General features: G+C 60.1%; 19 protein-coding genes and 1 pseudogene. 10 read left to right on the forward strand and 10 right to left on the reverse strand.

Annotated features, from left to right (window positions below):
- Nucleotides 1–15: 15 nt before the first annotated feature.
- A complete protein-coding gene (gene yecR, locus AB4O40_RS05150; protein ID WP_056727954.1) occupies nucleotides 16–486 on the reverse strand; it encodes a YecR family lipoprotein in 471 nt (156 codons plus the stop codon).
- 341 nt (nucleotides 487–827) lie between these two features.
- On the opposite strand from yecR, the gene AB4O40_RS05155 reads away from it, so the two are divergent.
- Nucleotides 828–1535: a CatB-related O-acetyltransferase gene (locus tag AB4O40_RS05155; protein WP_414913803.1), complete on the forward strand. Its 708-nt coding sequence runs from the start codon at nucleotides 828–830 to the stop codon at nucleotides 1533–1535.
- A gap of 128 nt (nucleotides 1536–1663) precedes the next feature.
- On the opposite strand, the gene AB4O40_RS05160 is transcribed toward AB4O40_RS05155, so the two are convergent.
- The 4 genes from AB4O40_RS05160 to AB4O40_RS05175 all read right to left on the reverse strand — a co-directional run bounded on the left by AB4O40_RS05160 (nucleotide 1664) and on the right by AB4O40_RS05175 (nucleotide 6910).
- Nucleotides 1664–2212, reverse strand: coding sequence for a cupin domain-containing protein (locus AB4O40_RS05160; protein ID WP_007975263.1), 549 nt, complete (start codon nucleotides 2210–2212; stop codon nucleotides 1664–1666).
- A gap of 283 nt (nucleotides 2213–2495) precedes the next feature.
- Entirely contained in the window at nucleotides 2496–3794 is a 1299-nt protein-coding gene (locus AB4O40_RS05165; protein ID WP_056727956.1) for an NAD(P)/FAD-dependent oxidoreductase, read from the reverse strand.
- A gap of 51 nt (nucleotides 3795–3845) precedes the next feature.
- Nucleotides 3846–5336, reverse strand: a complete 1491-nt coding sequence (locus AB4O40_RS05170; RefSeq protein WP_460160136.1) for an aldehyde dehydrogenase — start codon at nucleotides 5334–5336, stop codon at nucleotides 3846–3848.
- Nucleotides 5337–5533: 197 nt separating this feature from the next.
- Nucleotides 5534–6910 (reverse strand): glutamine synthetase family protein, encoded by a 1377-nt coding sequence (locus tag AB4O40_RS05175; RefSeq protein ID WP_056727960.1) that lies wholly within the window; start codon nucleotides 6908–6910, stop codon nucleotides 5534–5536.
- A gap of 283 nt (nucleotides 6911–7193) precedes the next feature.
- Here AB4O40_RS05175 and AB4O40_RS05180 point away from each other — a divergent pair, with 283 nt between their 5' ends.
- The 5 genes from AB4O40_RS05180 to AB4O40_RS05200 all read left to right on the forward strand — a co-directional run bounded on the left by AB4O40_RS05180 (nucleotide 7194) and on the right by AB4O40_RS05200 (nucleotide 12546).
- Nucleotides 7194–7955: a gamma-glutamyl-gamma-aminobutyrate hydrolase family protein gene (locus AB4O40_RS05180; protein ID WP_460055719.1), complete on the forward strand. Its 762-nt coding sequence runs from the start codon at nucleotides 7194–7196 to the stop codon at nucleotides 7953–7955.
- Between the two features lie 366 nt (nucleotides 7956–8321).
- Nucleotides 8322–9464 carry a polyamine ABC transporter ATP-binding protein gene (gene potA, locus AB4O40_RS05185; protein ID WP_046042409.1) on the forward strand — a complete coding sequence of 381 codons (1143 nt, stop codon included), beginning with the start codon at nucleotides 8322–8324 and terminating at the stop codon, nucleotides 9462–9464.
- Nucleotides 9461–10375, forward strand: coding sequence for an ABC transporter permease subunit (locus AB4O40_RS05190; protein WP_056727966.1), 915 nt, complete (start codon nucleotides 9461–9463; stop codon nucleotides 10373–10375). The genes potA and AB4O40_RS05190 overlap by 4 nt, the downstream gene beginning before the upstream one ends.
- On the forward strand, nucleotides 10372–11256 hold the full coding sequence (locus AB4O40_RS05195; RefSeq protein WP_056727968.1) for an ABC transporter permease subunit: 885 nt from the start codon (nucleotides 10372–10374) through the stop codon (nucleotides 11254–11256). Before AB4O40_RS05190 ends, AB4O40_RS05195 begins: the two co-directional genes overlap by 4 nt.
- Nucleotides 11257–11448: 192 nt before the next feature.
- Nucleotides 11449–12546, forward strand: a complete 1098-nt coding sequence (locus AB4O40_RS05200) for a polyamine ABC transporter substrate-binding protein (protein WP_056727970.1) — start codon at nucleotides 11449–11451, stop codon at nucleotides 12544–12546.
- A gap of 781 nt (nucleotides 12547–13327) precedes the next feature.
- Here AB4O40_RS05200 and AB4O40_RS05205 read toward each other — a convergent pair.
- Nucleotides 13328–13675, reverse strand: a pseudogene (locus tag AB4O40_RS05205) (aldo/keto reductase); the annotation flags it as partial.
- Nucleotides 13672–14214, reverse strand: coding sequence for an RNA 2',3'-cyclic phosphodiesterase (thpR, locus tag AB4O40_RS05210; RefSeq protein WP_460055715.1), 543 nt, complete (start codon nucleotides 14212–14214; stop codon nucleotides 13672–13674). The gene thpR and the pseudogene AB4O40_RS05205, both read right to left, overlap by 4 nt.
- 122 nt (nucleotides 14215–14336) lie before the next feature.
- Here thpR and AB4O40_RS05215 point away from each other — a divergent pair, with 122 nt between their 5' ends.
- Nucleotides 14337–14531 carry a hypothetical protein gene (locus tag AB4O40_RS05215; protein WP_056727280.1) on the forward strand — a complete coding sequence of 65 codons (195 nt, stop codon included), beginning with the start codon at nucleotides 14337–14339 and terminating at the stop codon, nucleotides 14529–14531.
- A gap of 14 nt (nucleotides 14532–14545) precedes the next feature.
- Here AB4O40_RS05215 and AB4O40_RS05220 read toward each other — a convergent pair whose 3' ends face one another.
- Nucleotides 14546–14899, reverse strand: coding sequence for a DUF1428 domain-containing protein (locus AB4O40_RS05220; protein ID WP_056727283.1), 354 nt, complete (start codon nucleotides 14897–14899; stop codon nucleotides 14546–14548).
- A gap of 17 nt (nucleotides 14900–14916) precedes the next feature.
- Nucleotides 14917–15981, reverse strand: coding sequence for a hypothetical protein (locus AB4O40_RS05225; RefSeq protein WP_460160137.1), 1065 nt, complete (start codon nucleotides 15979–15981; stop codon nucleotides 14917–14919).
- Nucleotides 15982–16025: 44 nt separating this feature from the next.
- Between AB4O40_RS05225 and AB4O40_RS05230 the strand changes: the two genes are divergently transcribed.
- Both AB4O40_RS05230 and AB4O40_RS05235 read left to right on the forward strand, forming a co-directional pair.
- Nucleotides 16026–16307 carry a hypothetical protein gene (locus AB4O40_RS05230; protein ID WP_409079548.1) on the forward strand — a complete coding sequence of 94 codons (282 nt, stop codon included), beginning with the start codon at nucleotides 16026–16028 and terminating at the stop codon, nucleotides 16305–16307.
- Nucleotides 16304–16564 carry a hypothetical protein gene (locus tag AB4O40_RS05235; protein ID WP_056727286.1) on the forward strand — a complete coding sequence of 87 codons (261 nt, stop codon included), beginning with the start codon at nucleotides 16304–16306 and terminating at the stop codon, nucleotides 16562–16564. Before AB4O40_RS05230 ends, AB4O40_RS05235 begins: the two co-directional genes overlap by 4 nt.
- Nucleotides 16565–16601: 37 nt before the next feature.
- Here the strand turns inward: AB4O40_RS05235 and AB4O40_RS05240 are convergent, their stop codons facing one another.
- Nucleotides 16602–16838 carry a hypothetical protein gene (locus tag AB4O40_RS05240; protein WP_056727288.1) on the reverse strand — a complete coding sequence of 79 codons (237 nt, stop codon included), beginning with the start codon at nucleotides 16836–16838 and terminating at the stop codon, nucleotides 16602–16604.
- A 179-nt stretch (nucleotides 16839–17017) separates the two neighbouring features.
- Here AB4O40_RS05240 and AB4O40_RS05245 point away from each other — a divergent pair, with 179 nt between their 5' ends.
- Entirely contained in the window at nucleotides 17018–18781 is a 1764-nt protein-coding gene (locus tag AB4O40_RS05245) for an L-lactate permease (RefSeq protein WP_460055709.1), read from the forward strand.
- Nucleotides 18782–18867: the final 86 nt, after the last annotated feature.

Consider the following 18867-nt stretch of genomic DNA (forward strand, 5'->3'; position numbering starts at 1 on the left):
ACGATATCGACTGAACTATTCAGCCATGATCGCCTGATATTCCTTCTGGTACTCAGCGTAAGGGAGCTTTTTGTCCATCAAAGCCTTCACTCGCGCTTCCTTGTACTGAGCAGGCGTCAGCATTCCAACCGGTACAGACGACTGCGAAGACGCTGAAGCCTGGTTTGGTGGTGTGATATTTCCAATGCATTGATACTTGACGATCATCTGCCCGGCGTTGCAATTACCCCAGCCATCTCTTGACTGACAATTCTGGGTTTGACCACCGAAGGGTTCTGCGCGCTCGTAACCCCACACCGCACATTTGCTGTTTGCAATCGACTCAGCCTGCTTGTAATCAACGACCGGAGTCTCGAAAGGTTTGAAGTCGTAAGCCATATCGATCGAGCCATCCGCTCGGCTCCCGCCGGTTGCGTAAAATTCTTTACGACTGGAACAACCCGTTACTACAACGGCCAACATGACCAGAAGAAGTAGCTTGCGCATGAGAAGAAATCCTTTTGAGGTGCAAGAAGCGCAATGATGGCAATACGCCTTCTCTCTGTCCACAAAAACGATTTCCGGATGGACGATCAACAACGACGGAAATTTGCGGCCAAACAATGATCGTTGAATCCCTGATCATAAACTCGCCGGTGTATTAGCAGCACATTGCTCACGACCCTCATCCGGCGCAGTTCCTGCACTGATCAGCGCCCGAGACGCACAAAAGCGGTTTTTTGAAAAACGTCTAAAAAATTCATCTCCCCCGCCGATTCATTTAGACTCGGCCGCTGGCTCATGGGGCCATGACCAAGCCCTATTACGGATATCCAAGACAGCCCGTCATGAAAAAAATAATCAGCTATTTGCGAAACAGTTACTGGAAAAGATGGATTCGCAAACACAAATGCAAAGTGGCGGGCGGTTTATTGTCACTGCACAAAAGAACGACACTGACCATTGAAGAAGGCGTGACGCTTGGGAATGTGGTCATAGAATCAAAAAAGCTGGAGATCGGCGCGCATACCTATATCCGCAGTGACTGCTTCCTTTCGGCGGTCTCCTCCATTGGCAGGTTTTGTTCCATTAGCAGCAGCTGTTTTATCGGCCAGCAAAAGAGCTCGCATCCGTTGGACTGGCTCAGTTCACATCCCTTTCAATATACCGACACGGCGCTGGTTTACGACCCGGAGGTTGCGGACATCACGATTGGGCATGACGTCTGGATCGGCCATAGCGCGATGATCCTGGAAGGCGTGACCATAGGCACCGGCGCAGTCATCGCAACCCGCGCCCTGGTTGCCCATGACGTGCCACCGTACGCCATTGTTGCCGGCACCCCGGCAAAAATTGTCAGGTATCGGCACACACCCGAGTTGATCGAGGCGCTGATCAACAGCCAGTGGTGGGATGTCGATGTCGAGGTACTCAAGACATTACCGCTCAATGATCCGCAAGCAACCTTGGCTCTGTTGGACACCCTGCAGAAAGAAAACCGCGCCGACTACCAACAGATCGATATAACCCGCAAAGGGTGCAGTGTTTCCTCTTGAGCAGCGGGAATGACCAGCGCTGCACTTCAAGATGCCAGGCCATAACCAGATTCGAGTGATAAAAAAACCCGCATCAGATGCGGGTTTTGACGGTTGGTTGCTGATGAACCCTGCCTGTAAAGCGGTTATCAGAAGTTCGCCGGTGTGTTGGCGCTGATGATTTCCGCCTCATCCGCCCCGATGTTGCGAAACCGGTGCGGCAAGGTCGTCGGGAAGTAATAGCCATCCCCGGCGTTGAGCACGCTCACCTGGCCATCCACGGTCAACTCCACGGTGCCCCGGGTCACCAACCCACACTCCTCGCCTTCGGAATGCACGATCGGCTCTTCGCCAGAGCTTGCACCCGGTGCGTATTGCTCGCGCAGCAAGCGCATCTGCCGGCTTGGCACGGACGCGCCGATCAGCAGCAGGCGCAGGCCATGGCGACCGAGGTCGGGCTGTTCGTTGGCACGGAAGACGTACTGGTGTTCGCGCGGTGGCTGATCGAAGGTGAAGAAGTCGGCCAGGGACATGGGGATGCCCTCCAGCAATTTCTTCAGGGAGCTGACGGAAGGACTGACCCGATTCTGTTCGATCAGGGAGATGGTTGCATTGGTGACGCCGCTACGCCGGGCCAGCTCGCGCTGGGACAGTTTGTAGCTTTCGCGTACTAATTTGAGTCGTGAGCCCGTGTCCATGACAGCCTTATGTGCGTGCTACTTAAGGGTAATGGGGGTGGAGTGCAGGCGCGGATCACGCCGTTTTCCGGTCCCGGAAACGTGAAAGGCGGCTATTAAATCACGTTTGTTCATAATGCTCAGCAGGTTCGATAAACGGCTGAAGAAAACAACCTGTTGGTGATATTTCTGAGTTAAGTCACAAGACCTGTGGGAGCAAGCTCGCTCCCACAGGGGATTTGGTGTTTCTGGTATTAAAAAGCCGGCGGCACCCTTTGGGGAGATGCCGCCGGCGAGGTAAAGCTTAGATGCCGAAACGGTCACGCAGCGAGTAGTACACGGCGCCCAGGGCGGTCAACGGCGCCGAGAAGGTGCGCCCGCCGATCATCGGCATGTGCGGCAGCGAGGCAAACGCATCGAAGCGCTCGGCGTCGCCACGGATCATTTCCGAGATCAGTTTGCCGGCCAGGTGCGAACAGGTCACGCCGTGGCCGCTGTAGCCCTGCATGTAGTAGGCGTTCTTCTCGATACGGCCGAATTGCGGCATGCGCGACATGGTCAGCAGGAAGTTGCCGGTCCAGCGGTAATCGATCTTCACGTCCTTCAATTGCGGGAAGGTCTTGAGGATCTTCGGGCGGATCAGTTGGTCGATGTCGTCCGGCTCGCGCGCACCGTAGACCACGCCACCACCGTACAGCAGGCGGTTGTCGGCGGTCAGGCGGTAGTAGTCGAGCAGGTAGTTGCAGTCTTCGACGCAGTAGTTGTTCTTGATCAGGCTGCGGGCCTGCTGCTGCGACAACGGCTCGGTGACGACGATCTGCGAACCGCACGGCATGCTCTTGCTGGTCACGCGGTTGTCCAGGCCCTGCGGCAGGTAGGCGTTACCGGCGATCAGCAGGTACTTGGCCTTGACCACGCCTTTTGCCGTGCGCACGGTGATGGGCTCGCCGTAGGTGATTTCCACCGCCGCCGATTGCTCGTAGATCTTGCCGCCCAGGCCGATGATGGCCGAAGCCTCGCCGAGTGCCAGGTTCAGCGGGTGAATGTGGCCGCCCTGCATGTCCAGCAGGCCGCCGACATAGGCTTCGGAACCGACTTCGCGCTTGATGTCGGCCGCGTCGAGCATTTTCAGGTTCTTGTTGCCGTAGCGTTCCCAGCTCTTCTTCTGCTCGGCCAGGCCCTTGAGTTGTTTCTTGTTCATCGCCGCGAAGATACCGCCTGGGCGGTAGTCGCACTGGATGTCGTAGTGCTGTATGCGCTGACGGATGATGTCGGCGCCTTCGAAAATCATGCTGCCGAGGATTTCGGCAGTCTTGTCGCCGTAGCGCTCTTCGATGACATCGACGTCGCGGCTGTAGGAGTTGACCAGCTGGCCGCCGTTGCGACCGCTGGCGCCGAAGCCGACCTTGGCTGCTTCGAGCACGGTCACGCTGTAGCCCGCTTCAGCGAGGAACAGGGCCGAGGACAGGCCGGTGTAGCCGGCGCCGATCACGCAGACGTCGCAGTCCACCGCCCCTTCCAGCACCGGGAAATCGCCGGTGAAGTTGCGGGTGGCGGCGTAGTAGCTGTTTACATGCTGTTGTGTTGAAGAGTTCTGTTTCATACGTTTCTCCGATGGCCGCCGACAGAGCCGGCGACCGTCGCTTTATTGTTATCAGAGCTTGATCCAGGTCGCTTTGAGTTCGGTGTACTTGTCGAACGCGTGCAGCGATTTGTCCCGACCGTTACCCGACTGCTTGAACCCGCCGAACGGCGCGGTCATGTCGCCGCCGTCGTACTGGTTGACCCAGACGCTGCCGGCACGCAGGCCACGGGCGAAGGTGTGGGCCTTGCTCAGGTTGCTGGTCCACACGCCGGCGGCCAGGCCGAAGATGCTGTCGTTGGCAATTGCCGGGGCTTCTTCAGCAGTGTCGAAGGTGATGACCGACAGCACCGGGCCGAAGATTTCTTCCCGGGCAATAGTCATGGCGTTGGTCACGCCGTCGAAAATCGTCGGTTCCACGTACTGGCCACCGGTGTCTTCGAGGGTGCGGCTGCCGCCCGCGATCAGTTCGGCGCCCTGCTCTTTGCCGATGCCGATGTAGCGCAGCACGTTGTCCAGTTGACGCTGGTCCACGACCGCGCCGACGGTGGTCGCAGGATCGAGGGCGTGGCCCGGTTTCCAGGCTTGCAGGGCTTCCACCAGCAATGGAATGAACTGCTCGCGGATCGAACGCTCCACCAGCAGGCGCGAACCGGCGGTGCAGACTTCGCCCTGGTTGAAAGCAATGGCACCGGCCGCGGCTTGTGCGGCGACGCGCAGGTCCGGCGCATCGGCGAACACCACGTTGGCGCTCTTGCCCCCGGCTTCGGCCCAGACGCGTTTCATGTTGCTTTGCCCAGCGTAGATCATCAGTTGCTTGGCGATCGCCGTGGAGCCGGTGAAGGCCAGCACGTCGACGTCCATGTGTAACGCCAGCGCCTTGCCCACGGTGTGGCCGTAGCCCGGCAGGACGTTGAACACGCCTTTGGGGATGCCGGCATCCAGCGCCAGTTGCGCGATGCGGATCGCGGTCAGCGGGGACTTTTCCGAAGGTTTGAGGATGAACGAGTTGCCCATCGCCAGGGCCGGGGCGAATTTCCAGCTGGCCATGATCAGCGGGAAGTTCCACGGCACGATGGCCGCGACCACACCGACCGCTTCGCGGGTCACCAGGCCAAGCTGATCCTGGGGCGTGGCGGCGACTTCGTCGTAGATCTTGTCGATGGCTTCGGCGGTCCAGCGGATCGCGTTGGCGGTCGCCGGAATATCGATGCTCATGGAGTCGCTGATCGGCTTGCCCATGTCGAGGGTTTCGAGCAGGGCCAGTTCTTCCTGGTTGGCCAGGATCAGATCGGCGAAACGGATCAGGATGCGCTTGCGCTCGGCCGGGGCCAGGTTGGCCCACACGCCGGATTCGAAGGTGCGACGCGCCACGGCGACCGCCGCATTGGCGTCGGCTTCGTCGGTGCCGGCGACGTTCGCCAGGAAACGACCGTCCACGGGGCTGATGCATTCGAACGTGGCGCCACTGGCGGCCGCGCAGTATTGGCCGTCAATGAATGCGCGACCTTCAATAGAGAGGGACTGGAAGCGTTGCTCCCAATCGCTGCGAGTGTTTGTCATGGTTGTGACTCGACGCAGGGGAATAGGTGATCGTCGGGCCGAATGCCCTCAATCAAAAACTTGAAACCCGATCCCTGTAGGAGCTGCCGAAGGCTGCGATCTTTTGATCTTAAAAGCAAAAGTCAAAAGATCGCAGCCTTCGGCAGCTCCTACAGGGGTAGTCACCCGCCATCAAGGGTGTGGCGGGTAGCTGCCAATCAGACCGTGTGCAAGTACCAGTTGTACTCAAGGTCCGAGATGGAGTTCTCGAACTCGGCCAGCTCGCTTTCCTTGCACGCCACGAACACGTCGATGTACATCGGGTCGATGTAGCGCGCCATGACTTCGCTGTCGTCCAGCTCGCGCAGGGCGTCGCGCAGGTTGTTCGGCAGGCTCTGCTCGTTCTGCTCGTAGCTGTTGCCTTCCACCGGGGCGCCCGGCTCGATCTGGTTGGTCAGGCCGTGGTGCACGCCCGCCAATACCGAAGCCATCAGCAGGTACGGGTTGGCATCGGCGCCCGCTACGCGGTGTTCGATGCGCACCGAGTCCGGCGAACCGGTCGGTACACGCACGGCCACGGTGCGGTTGTCGATGCCCCAGCTCGGCGAGTTCGGCACGTAGAACTGAGCGCCGAAACGACGGTACGAGTTGACGTTCGGGCAAAGGAACGCCATCTGCGCCGGCAGGGTCTCGAGCACACCGCCGATCGCGTGTCGCAGCGCGGCGTTCTGCTCGGGATCCTCGCTGGCAAAGATGTTGTTGCCTTCTTTGTCGAGAATCGAAATGTGCACGTGCAGACCGTTACCTGCCTGGCCCGGATACGGCTTGGCCATGAAGGTGGTGTCCATCTCGTGGTCGTAGGCGATGTTCTTCACCAGACGCTTGAGCAGGACGGCGTAGTCGCACGCCTTGATTGGGTCAGCCACGTGATGCAGGTTGACTTCGAATTGCGCCGGGGCGCTTTCCTTGACGATGGCGTCAGCCGGGATGCCCTGCTCTTTCGCGCCTTCGAGGATGTCTTGCAGGCAGTCGACGTATTCGTCGAGGTCGTCGATCAGGTACACCTGGGTCGACATCGGACGCTTGCCGGAAACCGGCGAACGCGGCGATTGCGGACGACCGTTCACGTTGTCCTGGTCGATCAGGTAGAACTCCAGCTCGAACGCGGCGCAGATGGTCAGGCCCAGGTCGTCGAACTTGCGCACGATATTGGCCAGTACTTCACGCGGGTCGGCGAAGAACGGCTGGCCTTCGATTTCGTGCATGGTCATCAGCAGTTGCGCGGTCGGGCGCTTCTGCCATGGCTCGATGCTGAGGGTGCCGGGGATCGGGTAGCAGATCCGGTCGGCATCGCCGATGTCCAGACCCAGGCCGGTGCTTTCCACCGTGGAACCATTGATGTCCAGAGCGAACAGAGACGCCGGCAGGTTGATGCCTTTCTCGTAAACCTTATGAAGACTGGTGCGTTCGATGCGCTTACCGCGCACCACACCGTTCATATCCGCAATCAGAAGGTCGACGTACAAAACCTCAGGATATTTCTTAAGGAATGCGTTTGCTTCGTTGAGTTGAACGGTACGCAGAGGGACCGACATGATGCACCTATTTTTTACTGTTAATTATTATGTTCACCGCCCTTTCACGAGCCCAGTCAATCCGAAAGGCAAAGTGAAGTCAATAGCGAACACCTGGCCTTTCAACGTTTATTTTCGGGCCTCTCAGGCGGACGAGAGTGCCAGATACGCCCTCAAACACGCGTAAATCCTGAAGATCGGACGTGCGGCGTTTAGAATTTTTTACATGAGAGTTGTTAATTAAAATCAACAAGGCTAAGCTCCGGAAAAGCTCGTTCAAGTGTGAAACTTCGAGGTGATAAAAATGGCATTCAAGCCATTGATCGGCGTTACTGCATGCGTCAAACAGATTGGCCTGCACCCCTACCACATCAGCGGTGACAAGTACTTGCGTGCTGTCAGCGTTGCCGCGCTGGGGCTGCCTGTCGTTATTCCTTCCTTAGGCGACCTGACCGACATCGAGGACCTGCTGCCGCAGCTCGACGGTCTGTTGCTGACCGGCTCGCCGTCGAACGTGGAACCCTTCCACTATCAAGGCCCCGACAGCGCCCCCGGCACGGATCACGATCCGGCGCGGGATGCCACCACCCTTCCGCTGATCCGCGCCGCTATTGCAGCGGGCGTGCCGGTGCTCGGCATCTGCCGTGGCTTCCAGGAAATGAACGTGGCGTTCGGCGGCAGCCTGCATCAGAAGGTCCATGAGCTCCCGGGCTTGCTCGACCATCGCGAGGCCGACCATCCGGACCTGGCCGTGCAATACGCTCCCGCTCACGGGGTGAATGTGCAGCCGGGCGGTGTGTTCGAAGCGCTGGACCTGCCTGCGGTGTTCCAGGTCAACTCGATTCACAGCCAGGGCATCGACCGCCTCGCTCCCGGCCTGCGCGCCGAAGCCGTCGCGCCCGATGGCCTGATCGAGGCGATCTCGGTCGAGCACAGCAAGGCCTTCGCCCTCGGCGTGCAATGGCACCCGGAATGGCAGGTGCTGAGCAACCCTCCTTATCTGAGTATTTTCCAGGCGTTCGGCGAAGCCTGCCGGCAACGGGCGGCTCTGCGTCACTCGAACTGACGAACTGATACCCACATTCAACGATTAACTGCCCAACGCGAGCGGGCAGGCGCTTTTGCGTGCCCCGCTCGCGAAAACAACACACTGCAATAACAACAAGTACGACCAGGCAGCCAGGATGGCGGCGCCGAATAAACCCGAGCGGTATGGGTGAGTTCGATCAGCAAACGCAAATCCCTGTGGGAGCGAGCTTGCTCGCGATAGCGATGTGTCAGGTGACATCAATGTCGATTGTGCCGGCCTCATCGCGAGCAAGCTCGCTCCCACAGGGTCTGCGTTCTGACCGAAGTCCCCGATACGGGTTTGCAATCCACTATTAAGCCGGGCCGTGTTGGCCGGGCGACTGAAACCTGTTGGGAGTTTCACATGGCAAACGCCTCCAGCATCTACAGGAAGGCTCTTGAGGGTCACCAGGCACCGAAAAAGGTGTTGGTGAAAATCGATCGCGTCACCAAGAAGTTCGACGAAACCACCGCCGTGGACGATGTGTCCCTGGAAATCCACCAGGGCGAAATCTTCGCCCTGCTCGGTGGTTCCGGTTCCGGCAAATCGACCCTGCTGCGCATGCTCGCCGGTTTCGAGCGCCCGACCGAGGGCCGGATTCTGCTCGACGGCGTCGACATCACCGACATGCCGCCGTACGAACGACCGATCAACATGATGTTCCAGTCCTACGCGCTGTTCCCGCACATGACGGTGGCGCAGAACATCGCCTTCGGCCTCAAGCAGGACCGTTTGCCAGCGGCCGAAATCGACGCCCGGGTGCAGGAGATGCTGCGCCTGGTGCACATGACCCAGTACGCCAAGCGCAAGCCGCACCAGCTGTCCGGCGGCCAGCGTCAGCGCGTGGCCCTGGCCCGTTCCCTGGCCAAGCGTCCGAAGCTGCTGCTGCTCGACGAACCGATGGGCGCCCTCGATAAAAAGCTGCGATCGCAAATGCAGCTTGAACTTGTCGAGATCATCGAGCGCGTGGGCGTGACCTGCGTGATGGTGACCCACGACCAGGAAGAAGCCATGACCATGGCCCAGCGCATCGCGATCATGCACCTGGGCTGGATCGCCCAGATCGGCAGCCCGGTGGACATTTATGAAGCACCGGTCAGCCGCATGGTCTGCGAATTCATCGGCAACGTGAACGCCTTCGACGGCACCGTGGTCGAGGACCTGGAAGGTCACGCGATCATCCACAGCCCGGACTTGGAGCAGAAGATCTACGTCGGTCATGGCGTCAGCACGTCGGTGCAGGACAAGTCGATCACCTATGCGATCCGCCCGGAAAAACTGCTGGTCAGCACCGTCAAGCCGGAGAACCGCTACAACTGGTCCGCCGGCAAGGTGCATGACATCGCCTACCTCGGTGGCCACTCGGTGTTCTACGTCGAGCTGCCCGGGGGCAAGATCGTCCAGTCGTTCATGGCCAACGCCGAACGCCGTGGTGCGCGTCCGACCTGGGACGATCAGGTCTACGTGTGGTGGGAAGACGACAGCGGCGTGGTACTGCGCGCATGAAAACCTTCAATCAGCAATTCCTGAGGTGGGTCCCCAGCGGGCGCAAGTTCGTCATCGGGATTCCGTTCATCTGGCTGTTCCTGTTCTTCATGCTGCCGTTCTTTCTGGTGATGAAGATCAGCTTCTCGGAAGCGGCCCTGGCCATTCCGCCCTACTCGGAGATCTACACCTACGCCGAGCAGAAATTCCAGCTGTTGCTCAACATCGGCAACTACACCCTGCTGGGCGAGGATGAGCTGTACCTGTCCGCCTACCTGGGGTCGTTGAAGGTGGCGTTTTTCAGCACAGTGATGTGCCTGGTGATCGGTTTCCCGATGGCCTACGCCATCACCAAGGCCAGCAAGGAAGCGCAGAACGTGCTGATGCTGCTGATCATGATGCCGACCTGGACCGCGATCCTGATTCGCGTTTATGCGTGGATGGGCATCCTCAGCAACAACGGCCTGCTCAATGGCTTCCTGATGTGGACCGGGCTGACGTCACACCCGATCGAGATCCTCAACACCAACATCGCCGTCTACATCGGCGTGGTGTATGCGTATCTGCCGTTCATGGTGCTGCCGCTGTACGCCAACCTGGTCAAGCATGACCAGAGCCTGCTGGAAGCGGCATCGGACCTGGGTTCGAGCACCTTCAACAGCTTCTGGAAAATCACCGTGCCGCTGGCCAAGAACGGCATCATCGCCGGTTGCATGCTGGTGTTCATTCCGGTGGTCGGTGAGTTCGTGATTCCGGAACTGCTGGGCGGCCCGGAAACCCTGATGATCGGCCGTGTGTTGTGGCAAGAGTTCTTCAACAACCGCGACTGGCCGGTGGCGTCCGCCCTGGCGGTGGTGATGCTGTTGATCCTGATTGTGCCGATTCTGCTGTTCAACCGCAGCCAGGCCAAAGAGATGGAGGCACGGGGATGAAACGCTTCGGATTTTCAAAGTTCATGCTGATTTTCGGCCTGTCGTTTATCTACCTGCCGATGCTGATCCTGGTGATCTACTCGTTCAACGCCTCCAAGCTGGTGACGGTGTGGGGTGGCTGGTCGTTCAAGTGGTACGCCGGTCTGCTCGACAACAGCCAGTTGATGGGCTCTGTGTTGCGCTCGCTGGAAATCGCCTGCTACACCGCGATTGCGGCAGTCGCACTCGGGACGCTGGCCGCGTTCGTCCTGACCCGCGTTACCCGCTTCAAGGGTCGCACGCTGTTCGGTGGCCTGGTCACCGCGCCGCTGGTGATGCCTGAAGTGATCACCGGTCTGTCGCTGTTGCTGCTGTTCGTGGCCATGGCGCAGTTGATCGGCTGGCCGATGGAGCGTGGCATCGTCACCATCTGGATCGCCCACACCACGTTTTGTGCCGCTTATGTGGCGGTGGTAGTCTCCGCCCGCCTTCGCGAACTGGACCTGTCCATCGAAGAAGCGGCCATGGATCTGGGTGCGAAGCCGTTCAAGGTGTTTTTCCTGATCACCATTCCGATGATCGCGCCGTCACTGGCGGCCGGCGGCATGATGTCGTTCGCCCTGTCGCTCGATGACCTGGTGCTGGCGAGCTTCGTGTCCGGCCCGGGCTCCACGACCCTGCCGATGGAAGTGTTCTCGGCGGTGCGCCTTGGGGTCAAGCCCGAGATCAACGCCGTGGCCAGCCTGATCCTGTTGGCCGTGTCGATCGTGACCTTCATGGTCTGGTACTTCAGCCGCCGCGCCGAAGCCACCCGCAAGCGCGCGATCCAGGAAGCCATGGACCAGACCGCCAGCGAATCCTGGCAGCAGCCTGAAAAGAAAATGGCGGGAGCGACAGCTTAATGTAGGAGCTGCCGCAGGCTGCGATCTTTTGATCTTGCCTTCAAAAGATCGCAGCCTCGTTGCACTCGACAGCTCCTACACAGCTCCTACACAGCGCCTACAGGATGATGGGTACCCTCCCTCGTCACAGGTTTTATGTTGATTGCAATTTTGCTTTGTGTTTTTGAATAAAAAAGAAATGGAGTTGTACCGATGAAAATGTTTGGCAGGACTCTGCTGACACTGTCCTTATTGGGCGCAATCGCCACTGGCGCCCAGGCCAATGACAAGGTTCTGCGCGTCTATAACTGGTCGGATTACATTGGCCCGGATACCGTCAAGAAGTTCGAGGACGAGACTGGCATCCAGGTGACCTACGATGTCTTCGACAGCAACGAAACCCTTGAGGCACGCCTGCTGGCAGGCAAGTCCGGCTACGACATCGTCGTGCCGTCCAACAGCTTCCTGGCCAAGCAGATCAAGGCCGGCGTCTATCAGGAACTGGACAAGACGAAGCTGTCGAACTGGAAAAACCTCAACCCGGTGCTGCTGAAAAACGCCTCCGCCAGCGATCCCGATAACGCCCACGCCATCCCGTACATGTGGGGCTCGATCGGCATCGGTTTCAACCCGCAGAAGGTCAGGGAAGTGCTCGGCGCCAACGCCCCGACCAACTCCTGGGACCTGCTGTTCAAACCGGAAAACGCCGAGAAGCTCAAAGCCTGCGGCATCAGTTTCCTCGATTCGCCGACTGAAATGATCCCGACCGCCCTGCACTACCTGGGCTACCCGGTGAACGATCAGGACAAACAGCACATCGCCGAAGCCGAGGCGCTGTTCATGAAGATTCGCCCGAACGTGGCGTACTTCCATTCCTCGAAATACATCTCCGACCTGGCCAACGGCAACATTTGCGTGGCCGTCGGTTACTCCGGCGACGTGCTGCAGGCCAAGGCCCGCGCCCAGGAAGCCGGGGACAAGGTGAAGATCGACTACAGCATCCCGAAAGAAGGCGCCGCCAGTTTCTACGACATGCTCGCCATTCCCCGCGATGCCGCCAACGTCGAGAATGCGTACCTGTTCATGAACTTCCTGATGCGCCCCGACGTGATTGCCGACATCACCAACAACATCGGCTACAGCAACGCCAACGCTGCGGCCACGCCACTGGTGGATGAAGCGATCCGCAACGATCCGGGCTCCTATCCGCCGGAAGCGGTGATGGCCACGCTCTATGCCGTGCCGGACCAGCCGATTGCCGTCCAGCGGATCATGACCCGGGGCTGGACCAAGGTGAAACTCGGCCAGTAATTCACCTGCTTTTGTAGGAGCTGCCGGAGACTGCGATCTTTTGATCTTGAGAGTTCGTGCCGAAGCAAAATCAAAAGATCGCAGCCTCCGGCAGCTCCTACGGAGTGATGTGTTCGATCAAGTACGATGTTCAAACCTTTTCCGTTCACGCAGCGCCTTACCACCGCTGCCTCTCCTGCAAGTAGAACGGCCTCACCTGGCTCCCTCGGTTCAGGTGAATTTTGGCGCCCTCGGGCGCCTTTTTTATGGTTCTTCACGCAATTCCGGGGAACACCGATACCTGTAGGAAACGGCTTGCTGGCGATGGCGGCCTCCTGGCTGGAGTATTTTATTGGTGGTGTACATATTCATTTCTGCGGTAACGGCCTCCTATGGTTCCGCTTTTACAGCGGGTTACTTGGAAAAGCGCCAAGTAACCAAACGCTTTTGCCCCTTACGTTCGGTGCCTCGCCTAGGCTCGGCATCCCCTTGCTCCGGTCCTGCTCCGTGGGCCCGCCGCGATCGGCCATCCATGGCCGTACGCGGCTAACCCGGCATCCATGCCGGGTTGCCCACTGCGCAGAACCTGCGCTCGGCCTCTCGAGGGGGCGTGCACCGCAACAGCACCGCGAGGCGAGCTAACGCTCGACCTCGTTGTATGGTGGTGTACGCGTTCCCCTGTAGGAGCTGCCGAAGGCTGCGATCTTTTGATCTTGCTTTTGCGATCGGGAAATGGTCTGCCGGCCAAGGCCTGACGCGGTGTTGCCCGGCCCGCCCGGTTCATCGAACGGGCCGGCAACCCTTAGCGGTCGAGCAGTTTCATGACTTCTTCCGGATAACGCAGGCCTGCGGTGGCATTGGCCGCAAAGATCGCTTCCAGCGCGTGCAGTTCTTCGCCACTCAGCGTCACCTCCAGTGCGGCCACGTTTTCTTCCAGGTATTTACGTTGCTTGGTGCCCGGAATCGGAATCAGGCAGTCACCCTGGGCCAACACCCACACCAGCGCCAGTTGGCCCGCCGTCACGCCTTTTTCTGCCGCCAGCGCTTGTACCTGTTGCACCAGCAGCAGGTTTTTCGCGACGTTTTCGCCCTGGAAGCGCGGGCTGAAACGACGATAATCGTCGGCCGCGAAATCATCCGGGCTTTTTATTGGGGGTCAATCAAAGGCCATTCGGCCAGCGCCCGATAACGGCCCTTGTGGGATTCGAACAGGGTGAACCGGTCGGCACGCAGGAAAAACTCCGGCGTCGTTGCGGACTCCGGTACCGGCGCCCGATAGTCCCGCGCCAGGGTCAGGTGCGGACGGTATTCCCTTGGGGCCTGCTCCAGGCCGAACGGCAACATCGCCTGTTCCAGGGCATACACCAGGCGCAGCAATGCCGGGGGCGCCTGCTGTGGCGCGAGCACCAGCGCGCCTGCCCTGCGCCACACGTCCAGCCGGTCCAGCACCACCGTCAAGCGCTCGCCCGGTGTACGGATCGCCGCCGCCGCGGTACAGACTTCGGCAATCTGCGCCACGCCCACCGCCCCCAGAAACTTCAGCGTCAGGTGAAAGTTTTCCGCCGGCACCGGCCGTCCGTTGCGCAGTTGCAATGCACTGCGCCATTGCGCTATCTCCCGGCGCTGGGCCGGGGCGCAGTTCAACGCAAAGAACAGACGCTTGAACGGCTCGCGGGATTCGTCGTTCATGCCGGGCACCTCCTGGGAAGACTGCCTGAGTGTACTCAACTCTCGAATGCCGGCCAGCGCATATGTGGCGCCGCCGAGCATGCGAGTTATAGTTTCAGCATCCCGAAAAACCGGAGGGGGCCATGCGACAGATCATCAGCAAGGAACCATGGTGGGCCAGACCGCCCGAGCCCGGCCAGGATGAACTCAAGCTGGAATGGGGCTGGCTGGTGCATTACAGCGAAGGCGAGCCGCGCTTCGAGTTCATCCGCGAGCGGCCGACGGACGACGAGATCCGCCAGCGCAAGAGTTGCAGGATCACCCCGACGCCGGAGTGATCCCGAGTGCGGCGTCAGGCCTGGAGGAGTACTTCGAACCCGCCGTAGACCATGCGCTGGCCATCGAAGGGCATCGGATTGACGTCCGGCTTCATGCGCGGATCCTGCATCATCCTGTCCATTCCGGCATTGCGAGTGGCCTTGTCCGGCCAGATGATCCAGCCGAAGGCCACGGTTTCACCGTCCTTGAGCTTCACCGACATGGGAAACGAGGTGACCTTGCCTTCCGGGACATCCTCGCCCCAGCATTCGACCACGCTCAAGGCACCGTTTTCCTTGAAGATCGAGGCGGCGATTTCGGCGTGCTTGAGGTATTGCCCGCGGTTGGCGGTGGGTACGGCAGCGATAAAACCATCGACATAAGACATGAGCATTTCTCCTTGGGTCATGGGGTGTTCTGCTGGGTAGTCGGTTGCGATGGCGTCAAATCGACAGTCCCGGCGCTCAAACCGACCGGCGGTGCAGTGCGGTCCGCCAGGCTGCCTTCGATCTGCCCTGCCATGTACAGCGTGCCGGCCATGACGCCGGTCGTCGGGTTCTGCACCAGCTTGAGCCAGGCCTTGTCGAAGGTATTGCCCAGGCTGCTGCGGATCAGCGCCTCACTGTCGGGCCGGTCGTTGGCCTGAATCAGTGCGCGAATGCCCGCCACCCCTACAGTGATCAAGCCACCGGCAAGTTTTCCGGCGGCCGCGGCCACGGCGCTGGCGGCCCCACGCGGGGCCATCTCGGCTTCCATCCGCCGGCTGGCGCGCTCGGCCACCGGCGCCATCGCGGTGTCGGTCGAACCCACGCCCCTGTCGCCGCCGGCCTTGTGGATTTTGTCGATCAGCGCGGCGTAGGCCGGCAAGGTGTTCAGCGGGTCGGTGTGCACGATCTGGTACAACGAGGCGTTCCGCGCCGGGGGTGGACCGAGGGCGATGGCCGGGATTTTCTGGATACGCCCGTTGAGCTGGGCTATCGGCACGCCGTGGCGGGTAGAGATCTTCTGCAGCTCTTCCTTGAGGATGTCGACGTAGAACGCCACTGACAGGCCCAGAATCGAATCGGGATCGACTTCCAGCGCCACCGGGGCCAGAACCTTCTCTTGATAGGCTTCGAGCAGGTAGGCCGCCAGACGTTTTTCCGATGCGTCCTGCTCGCCCTTGGCGCTGAGGGTGTACCAGCTGACCTTCATCGACAGCCATTCCTGGGTCCAGTAACTGCTGAACCATGGAATGAAATTCTGTTCGGTCAATTCATAGACCCGGGTACGCCAGTAATCCATGGCACCGCGGGAGTAGATTCGGGTCTGCTCGGTGGCCGACTGCGACGCGGCGACGATCTCCCGGTCCACTTGTTGCCAGGTGCTCGCTGAAACGATGACCGGTGCCGTTTCCACCGGCGCACGCGGCGGTGTGGCGCAGCCTGCCAACACCACCAGCACGGTAATGATCAGCGAACGCAGGTTCACGATGGCGGCTTCCTACAGTTGTCATCGAACCGGAGGTTCGGTGATTGGACAACCTCTGTTTTGAGTATAGGTGGCGGCATGTGCATGGCCGCGAAGGGGGCCGCATCATCAGCACAAAAACCACCATCACTGGCGTCGATATTCACCATCGCCGCGATTGCCTTCCGCTTGTACGCCGTCAGCGTAGGATCGATCCCAAGCCAACACGAAGCCCCGAACCGGAGGGGAACCTCATGCTGATCCATCTGCTGACCTGCCTGGCCCTGACGGCGTTCACATTGAGTGTGTTTGCCTGGTACGTCCTGAGCGAGGAACAAACATCATGATTAACACTGTCACCCTCGCCGTACGTTTCCCGGTGTTCGGCAACAATTTCTACGCGCAGGAATTCGAGTCATGTAAAGAGTTGACTCTGATGTTCGACAAAAATTTCGAGGCGTTGCTGATCCCGGCAGCCGATCATCACTTCAGCAACGAAGTGGTCGGGCTCAATGATCAGTTCCGGTTTTTGAATGACCTGCTGGTCGAGCATCTGCTGGAAGTCGAACTGGCAAAAAGCTCGGCACGTTCGTTCGGGTTCTGACAGCGACCGCCGGTCGCCCGGGCACAGACGGCACCGCTCACAATGTTCGCTGGCTATTGCCGATCCCCTTGGCAATATCGATCCCCCAATCCATCGCCGCTTCCATGTCCAGCATATGCGGCCGTGGGTCGTGGTTTTCATCGATGGCCGTACCGTCCGGCCGATAGATACCGATGAACATGCCCAACGAACCGTCTTTCAATATCTCGGCCGTGACTTTGATGTTGCATCCGTTCGATAGCGTTTCCTTGTGCTCCATATGGCGCTCGGTCATGACTGCATTGCTCCCCTGGCTGAATTCAAACCCTACTGGCCATGCTAGCTCAGCCCTCCGGAATGCGCCGATTGGCAGGACCGGAGGCCTGCCCTGACAGCGGCGCAATGCCACCTATACTGAAGACCACCTCCCCCCAGGGGATCTGCACGTCCAACAATAAAAAGCAGAGGTGGAACATGGTCTGGCAGCAAGTCTACGATCCGTTCGGTAACCCGGTGCTTTCAACGCTCATGGCGGCGGTGCCGGTAGTGGTGATGCTGGCGTCCCTGGCGTTTTTCCATGTCAAGGCGCACCTGGCGGCATTGCTCGCCCTGGCCTCGGCCTTGCTGATCGCGATCTTCGCCTTCGGCATGCCAGCGGGCATGGCCGGTTCGGCGGCGTTGTTCGGTGCGGCCAACGGCCTGCTGCCCATTGGCTGGATCGTGTTGAACATCATCTTCCTGCACCGCCTGACCACCGAGAACGGTTCGTTCAAGGTGTTGCAAGACTCCCTGGCGCGCATCACCGATGACCGGCGCCTGCAATTGCTGCTGATCGCCTTCTGCTTCGGGGCGTTTTTCGAAGGCGCGGCCGGATTCGGCACGCCGGTGGCGGTGACCGGGGCGATCCTGATCGGGCTGGGGTTTTCGCCACTTGCCGCTTCAGGGCTGGCACTGATCGCCAACACCGCCCCCGTGGCCTTCGGCGCCCTCGGCACGCCGATCATCACCCTGGCCAAGGTCACCGGGCTCGATGAAATGGAACTGTCGATGATGGTCGGCCGGCAGTTGCCGTTCTTCTCGGTGCTGGTGCCGTTCTGGCTGATCTGGGCCTTTGCCGGCTGGCGCAAGATGCTCGAAATCTGGCCGGCGATCCTGGTGGCCGGGGTCAGTTTTGCCGTACCGCAGTTCCTGGTGTCCAACTATCACGGGCCGATGCTGGTGGACGTGATCGCCGCACTGATTTCCATGGCCTGCCTGACCGGTTTCCTCAAGGTGTGGAAACCGGCCACCGTACACACGTCCGCCGCCCTGACCGGCCGGGTCGACAACTCGAAAATCGACGCCGAGCACGACGAAAAGCCAGTACCCACTGCAACCTTTGCCAATGAGGCAAAACCGGCAGTGATGCGGGCGTGGATGCCGTGGCTGATCCTGACGGTCTTCGTGTTCATCTGGGGCACCCAGGGCTTCAAGAACACCTTCGACACCCGCCCCGCCATCGACCCGCAAACCAGTGCCGCCAAGCTCGATCCACAGGGCAAGCCGATGCGCGAGGCGAATCCGCTGTTTGCGCCGGTCGTGACCTTCACCACCCTGCACTTGCAGGTCGAGAAAGTCCCGCCCGTGGTGGCCGCGCCGAAAACCGAAGAAGCGGTATACAAGTTCACCTGGTTCACCGCCACCGGCAGCGGCATTCTGCTGGCGGCGATTGTCGGCGGTTTGCTGATGGGGTACTCGATCCCGCAACTGATTCACCAGTACCTGCGCACCCTGTGGGTGGTGCGTTATTCGCTGATCACCATCGCGGCAATGCTCGCGCTGGGCTTCCTCACGCGCTACTCGGGGCTTGATGCGACCATGGGCCTGGCTTTCGCCGCGACGGGCATTTTCTACCCGATGTTCGGCACCCTGCTCGGCTGGCTCGGCGTGGCGCTGACCGGCTCGGACACGGCGTCCAACGTGCTGTTCGGCGGTTTGCAACGGGTGACGTCCGAGCAACTGGGCATCAGCCCGGTGTTGATGGCCGCCGCCAACAGTTCCGGCGGGGTCATGGGCAAGATGGTCGACGCCCAGTCGATCGTGGTCGCCTCCACCGCCACCCGCTGGTACGGCCATGAAGGGGAAATCCTGCGCTACGTGTTCTTCCACTCGATTGTGCTGGCGATCCTGGTCGGTGGCCTGGTGACGCTGCAGGCCTACGTCGCGCCGTTCAGCCACATGGTGGTGGGCGGGCGCTGAATCGACCCCTTGTGGGAGCGGGCTTGCTCGCTCCCACATGGTACGTCGTGCAGACAAACATCCCAATGGACAGTCGGCTGTATCAG

This window comes from Pseudomonas sp. S2_F07 (genome assembly GCF_054668325.1).

What these genes read in the sequence shown, in the direction of transcription:
- yecR (WP_056727954.1), bottom strand. Translation starts at nt 486, where the DNA reads ATGCGCAAGCTACTTCTTCTGGTCATGTTGGCCGTTGTAGTAACGGGT.
- AB4O40_RS05155 (WP_414913803.1), top strand. Translation starts at nt 828, where the DNA reads ATGAAAAAAATAATCAGCTATTTGCGAAACAGTTACTGGAAAAGATGG.
- AB4O40_RS05160 (WP_007975263.1), bottom strand. Translation starts at nt 2,212, where the DNA reads ATGGACACGGGCTCACGACTCAAATTAGTACGCGAAAGCTACAAACTG.
- AB4O40_RS05165 (WP_056727956.1), bottom strand. Translation starts at nt 3,794, where the DNA reads ATGAAACAGAACTCTTCAACACAACAGCATGTAAACAGCTACTACGCC.
- AB4O40_RS05170 (WP_460160136.1), bottom strand. Translation starts at nt 5,336, where the DNA reads ATGACAAACACTCGCAGCGATTGGGAGCAACGCTTCCAGTCCCTCTCT.
- AB4O40_RS05175 (WP_056727960.1), bottom strand. Translation starts at nt 6,910, where the DNA reads ATGTCGGTCCCTCTGCGTACCGTTCAACTCAACGAAGCAAACGCATTC.
- AB4O40_RS05180 (WP_460055719.1), top strand. Translation starts at nt 7,194, where the DNA reads ATGGCATTCAAGCCATTGATCGGCGTTACTGCATGCGTCAAACAGATT.
- potA (WP_046042409.1), top strand. Translation starts at nt 8,322, where the DNA reads ATGGCAAACGCCTCCAGCATCTACAGGAAGGCTCTTGAGGGTCACCAG.
- AB4O40_RS05190 (WP_056727966.1), top strand. Translation starts at nt 9,461, where the DNA reads ATGAAAACCTTCAATCAGCAATTCCTGAGGTGGGTCCCCAGCGGGCGC.
- AB4O40_RS05195 (WP_056727968.1), top strand. Translation starts at nt 10,372, where the DNA reads ATGAAACGCTTCGGATTTTCAAAGTTCATGCTGATTTTCGGCCTGTCG.
- AB4O40_RS05200 (WP_056727970.1), top strand. Translation starts at nt 11,449, where the DNA reads ATGAAAATGTTTGGCAGGACTCTGCTGACACTGTCCTTATTGGGCGCA.
- thpR (WP_460055715.1), bottom strand. Translation starts at nt 14,214, where the DNA reads ATGAACGACGAATCCCGCGAGCCGTTCAAGCGTCTGTTCTTTGCGTTG.
- AB4O40_RS05215 (WP_056727280.1), top strand. Translation starts at nt 14,337, where the DNA reads ATGCGACAGATCATCAGCAAGGAACCATGGTGGGCCAGACCGCCCGAG.
- AB4O40_RS05220 (WP_056727283.1), bottom strand. Translation starts at nt 14,899, where the DNA reads ATGTCTTATGTCGATGGTTTTATCGCTGCCGTACCCACCGCCAACCGC.
- AB4O40_RS05235 (WP_056727286.1), top strand. Translation starts at nt 16,304, where the DNA reads ATGATTAACACTGTCACCCTCGCCGTACGTTTCCCGGTGTTCGGCAAC.
- AB4O40_RS05240 (WP_056727288.1), bottom strand. Translation starts at nt 16,838, where the DNA reads ATGACCGAGCGCCATATGGAGCACAAGGAAACGCTATCGAACGGATGC.
- AB4O40_RS05245 (WP_460055709.1), top strand. Translation starts at nt 17,018, where the DNA reads ATGGTCTGGCAGCAAGTCTACGATCCGTTCGGTAACCCGGTGCTTTCA.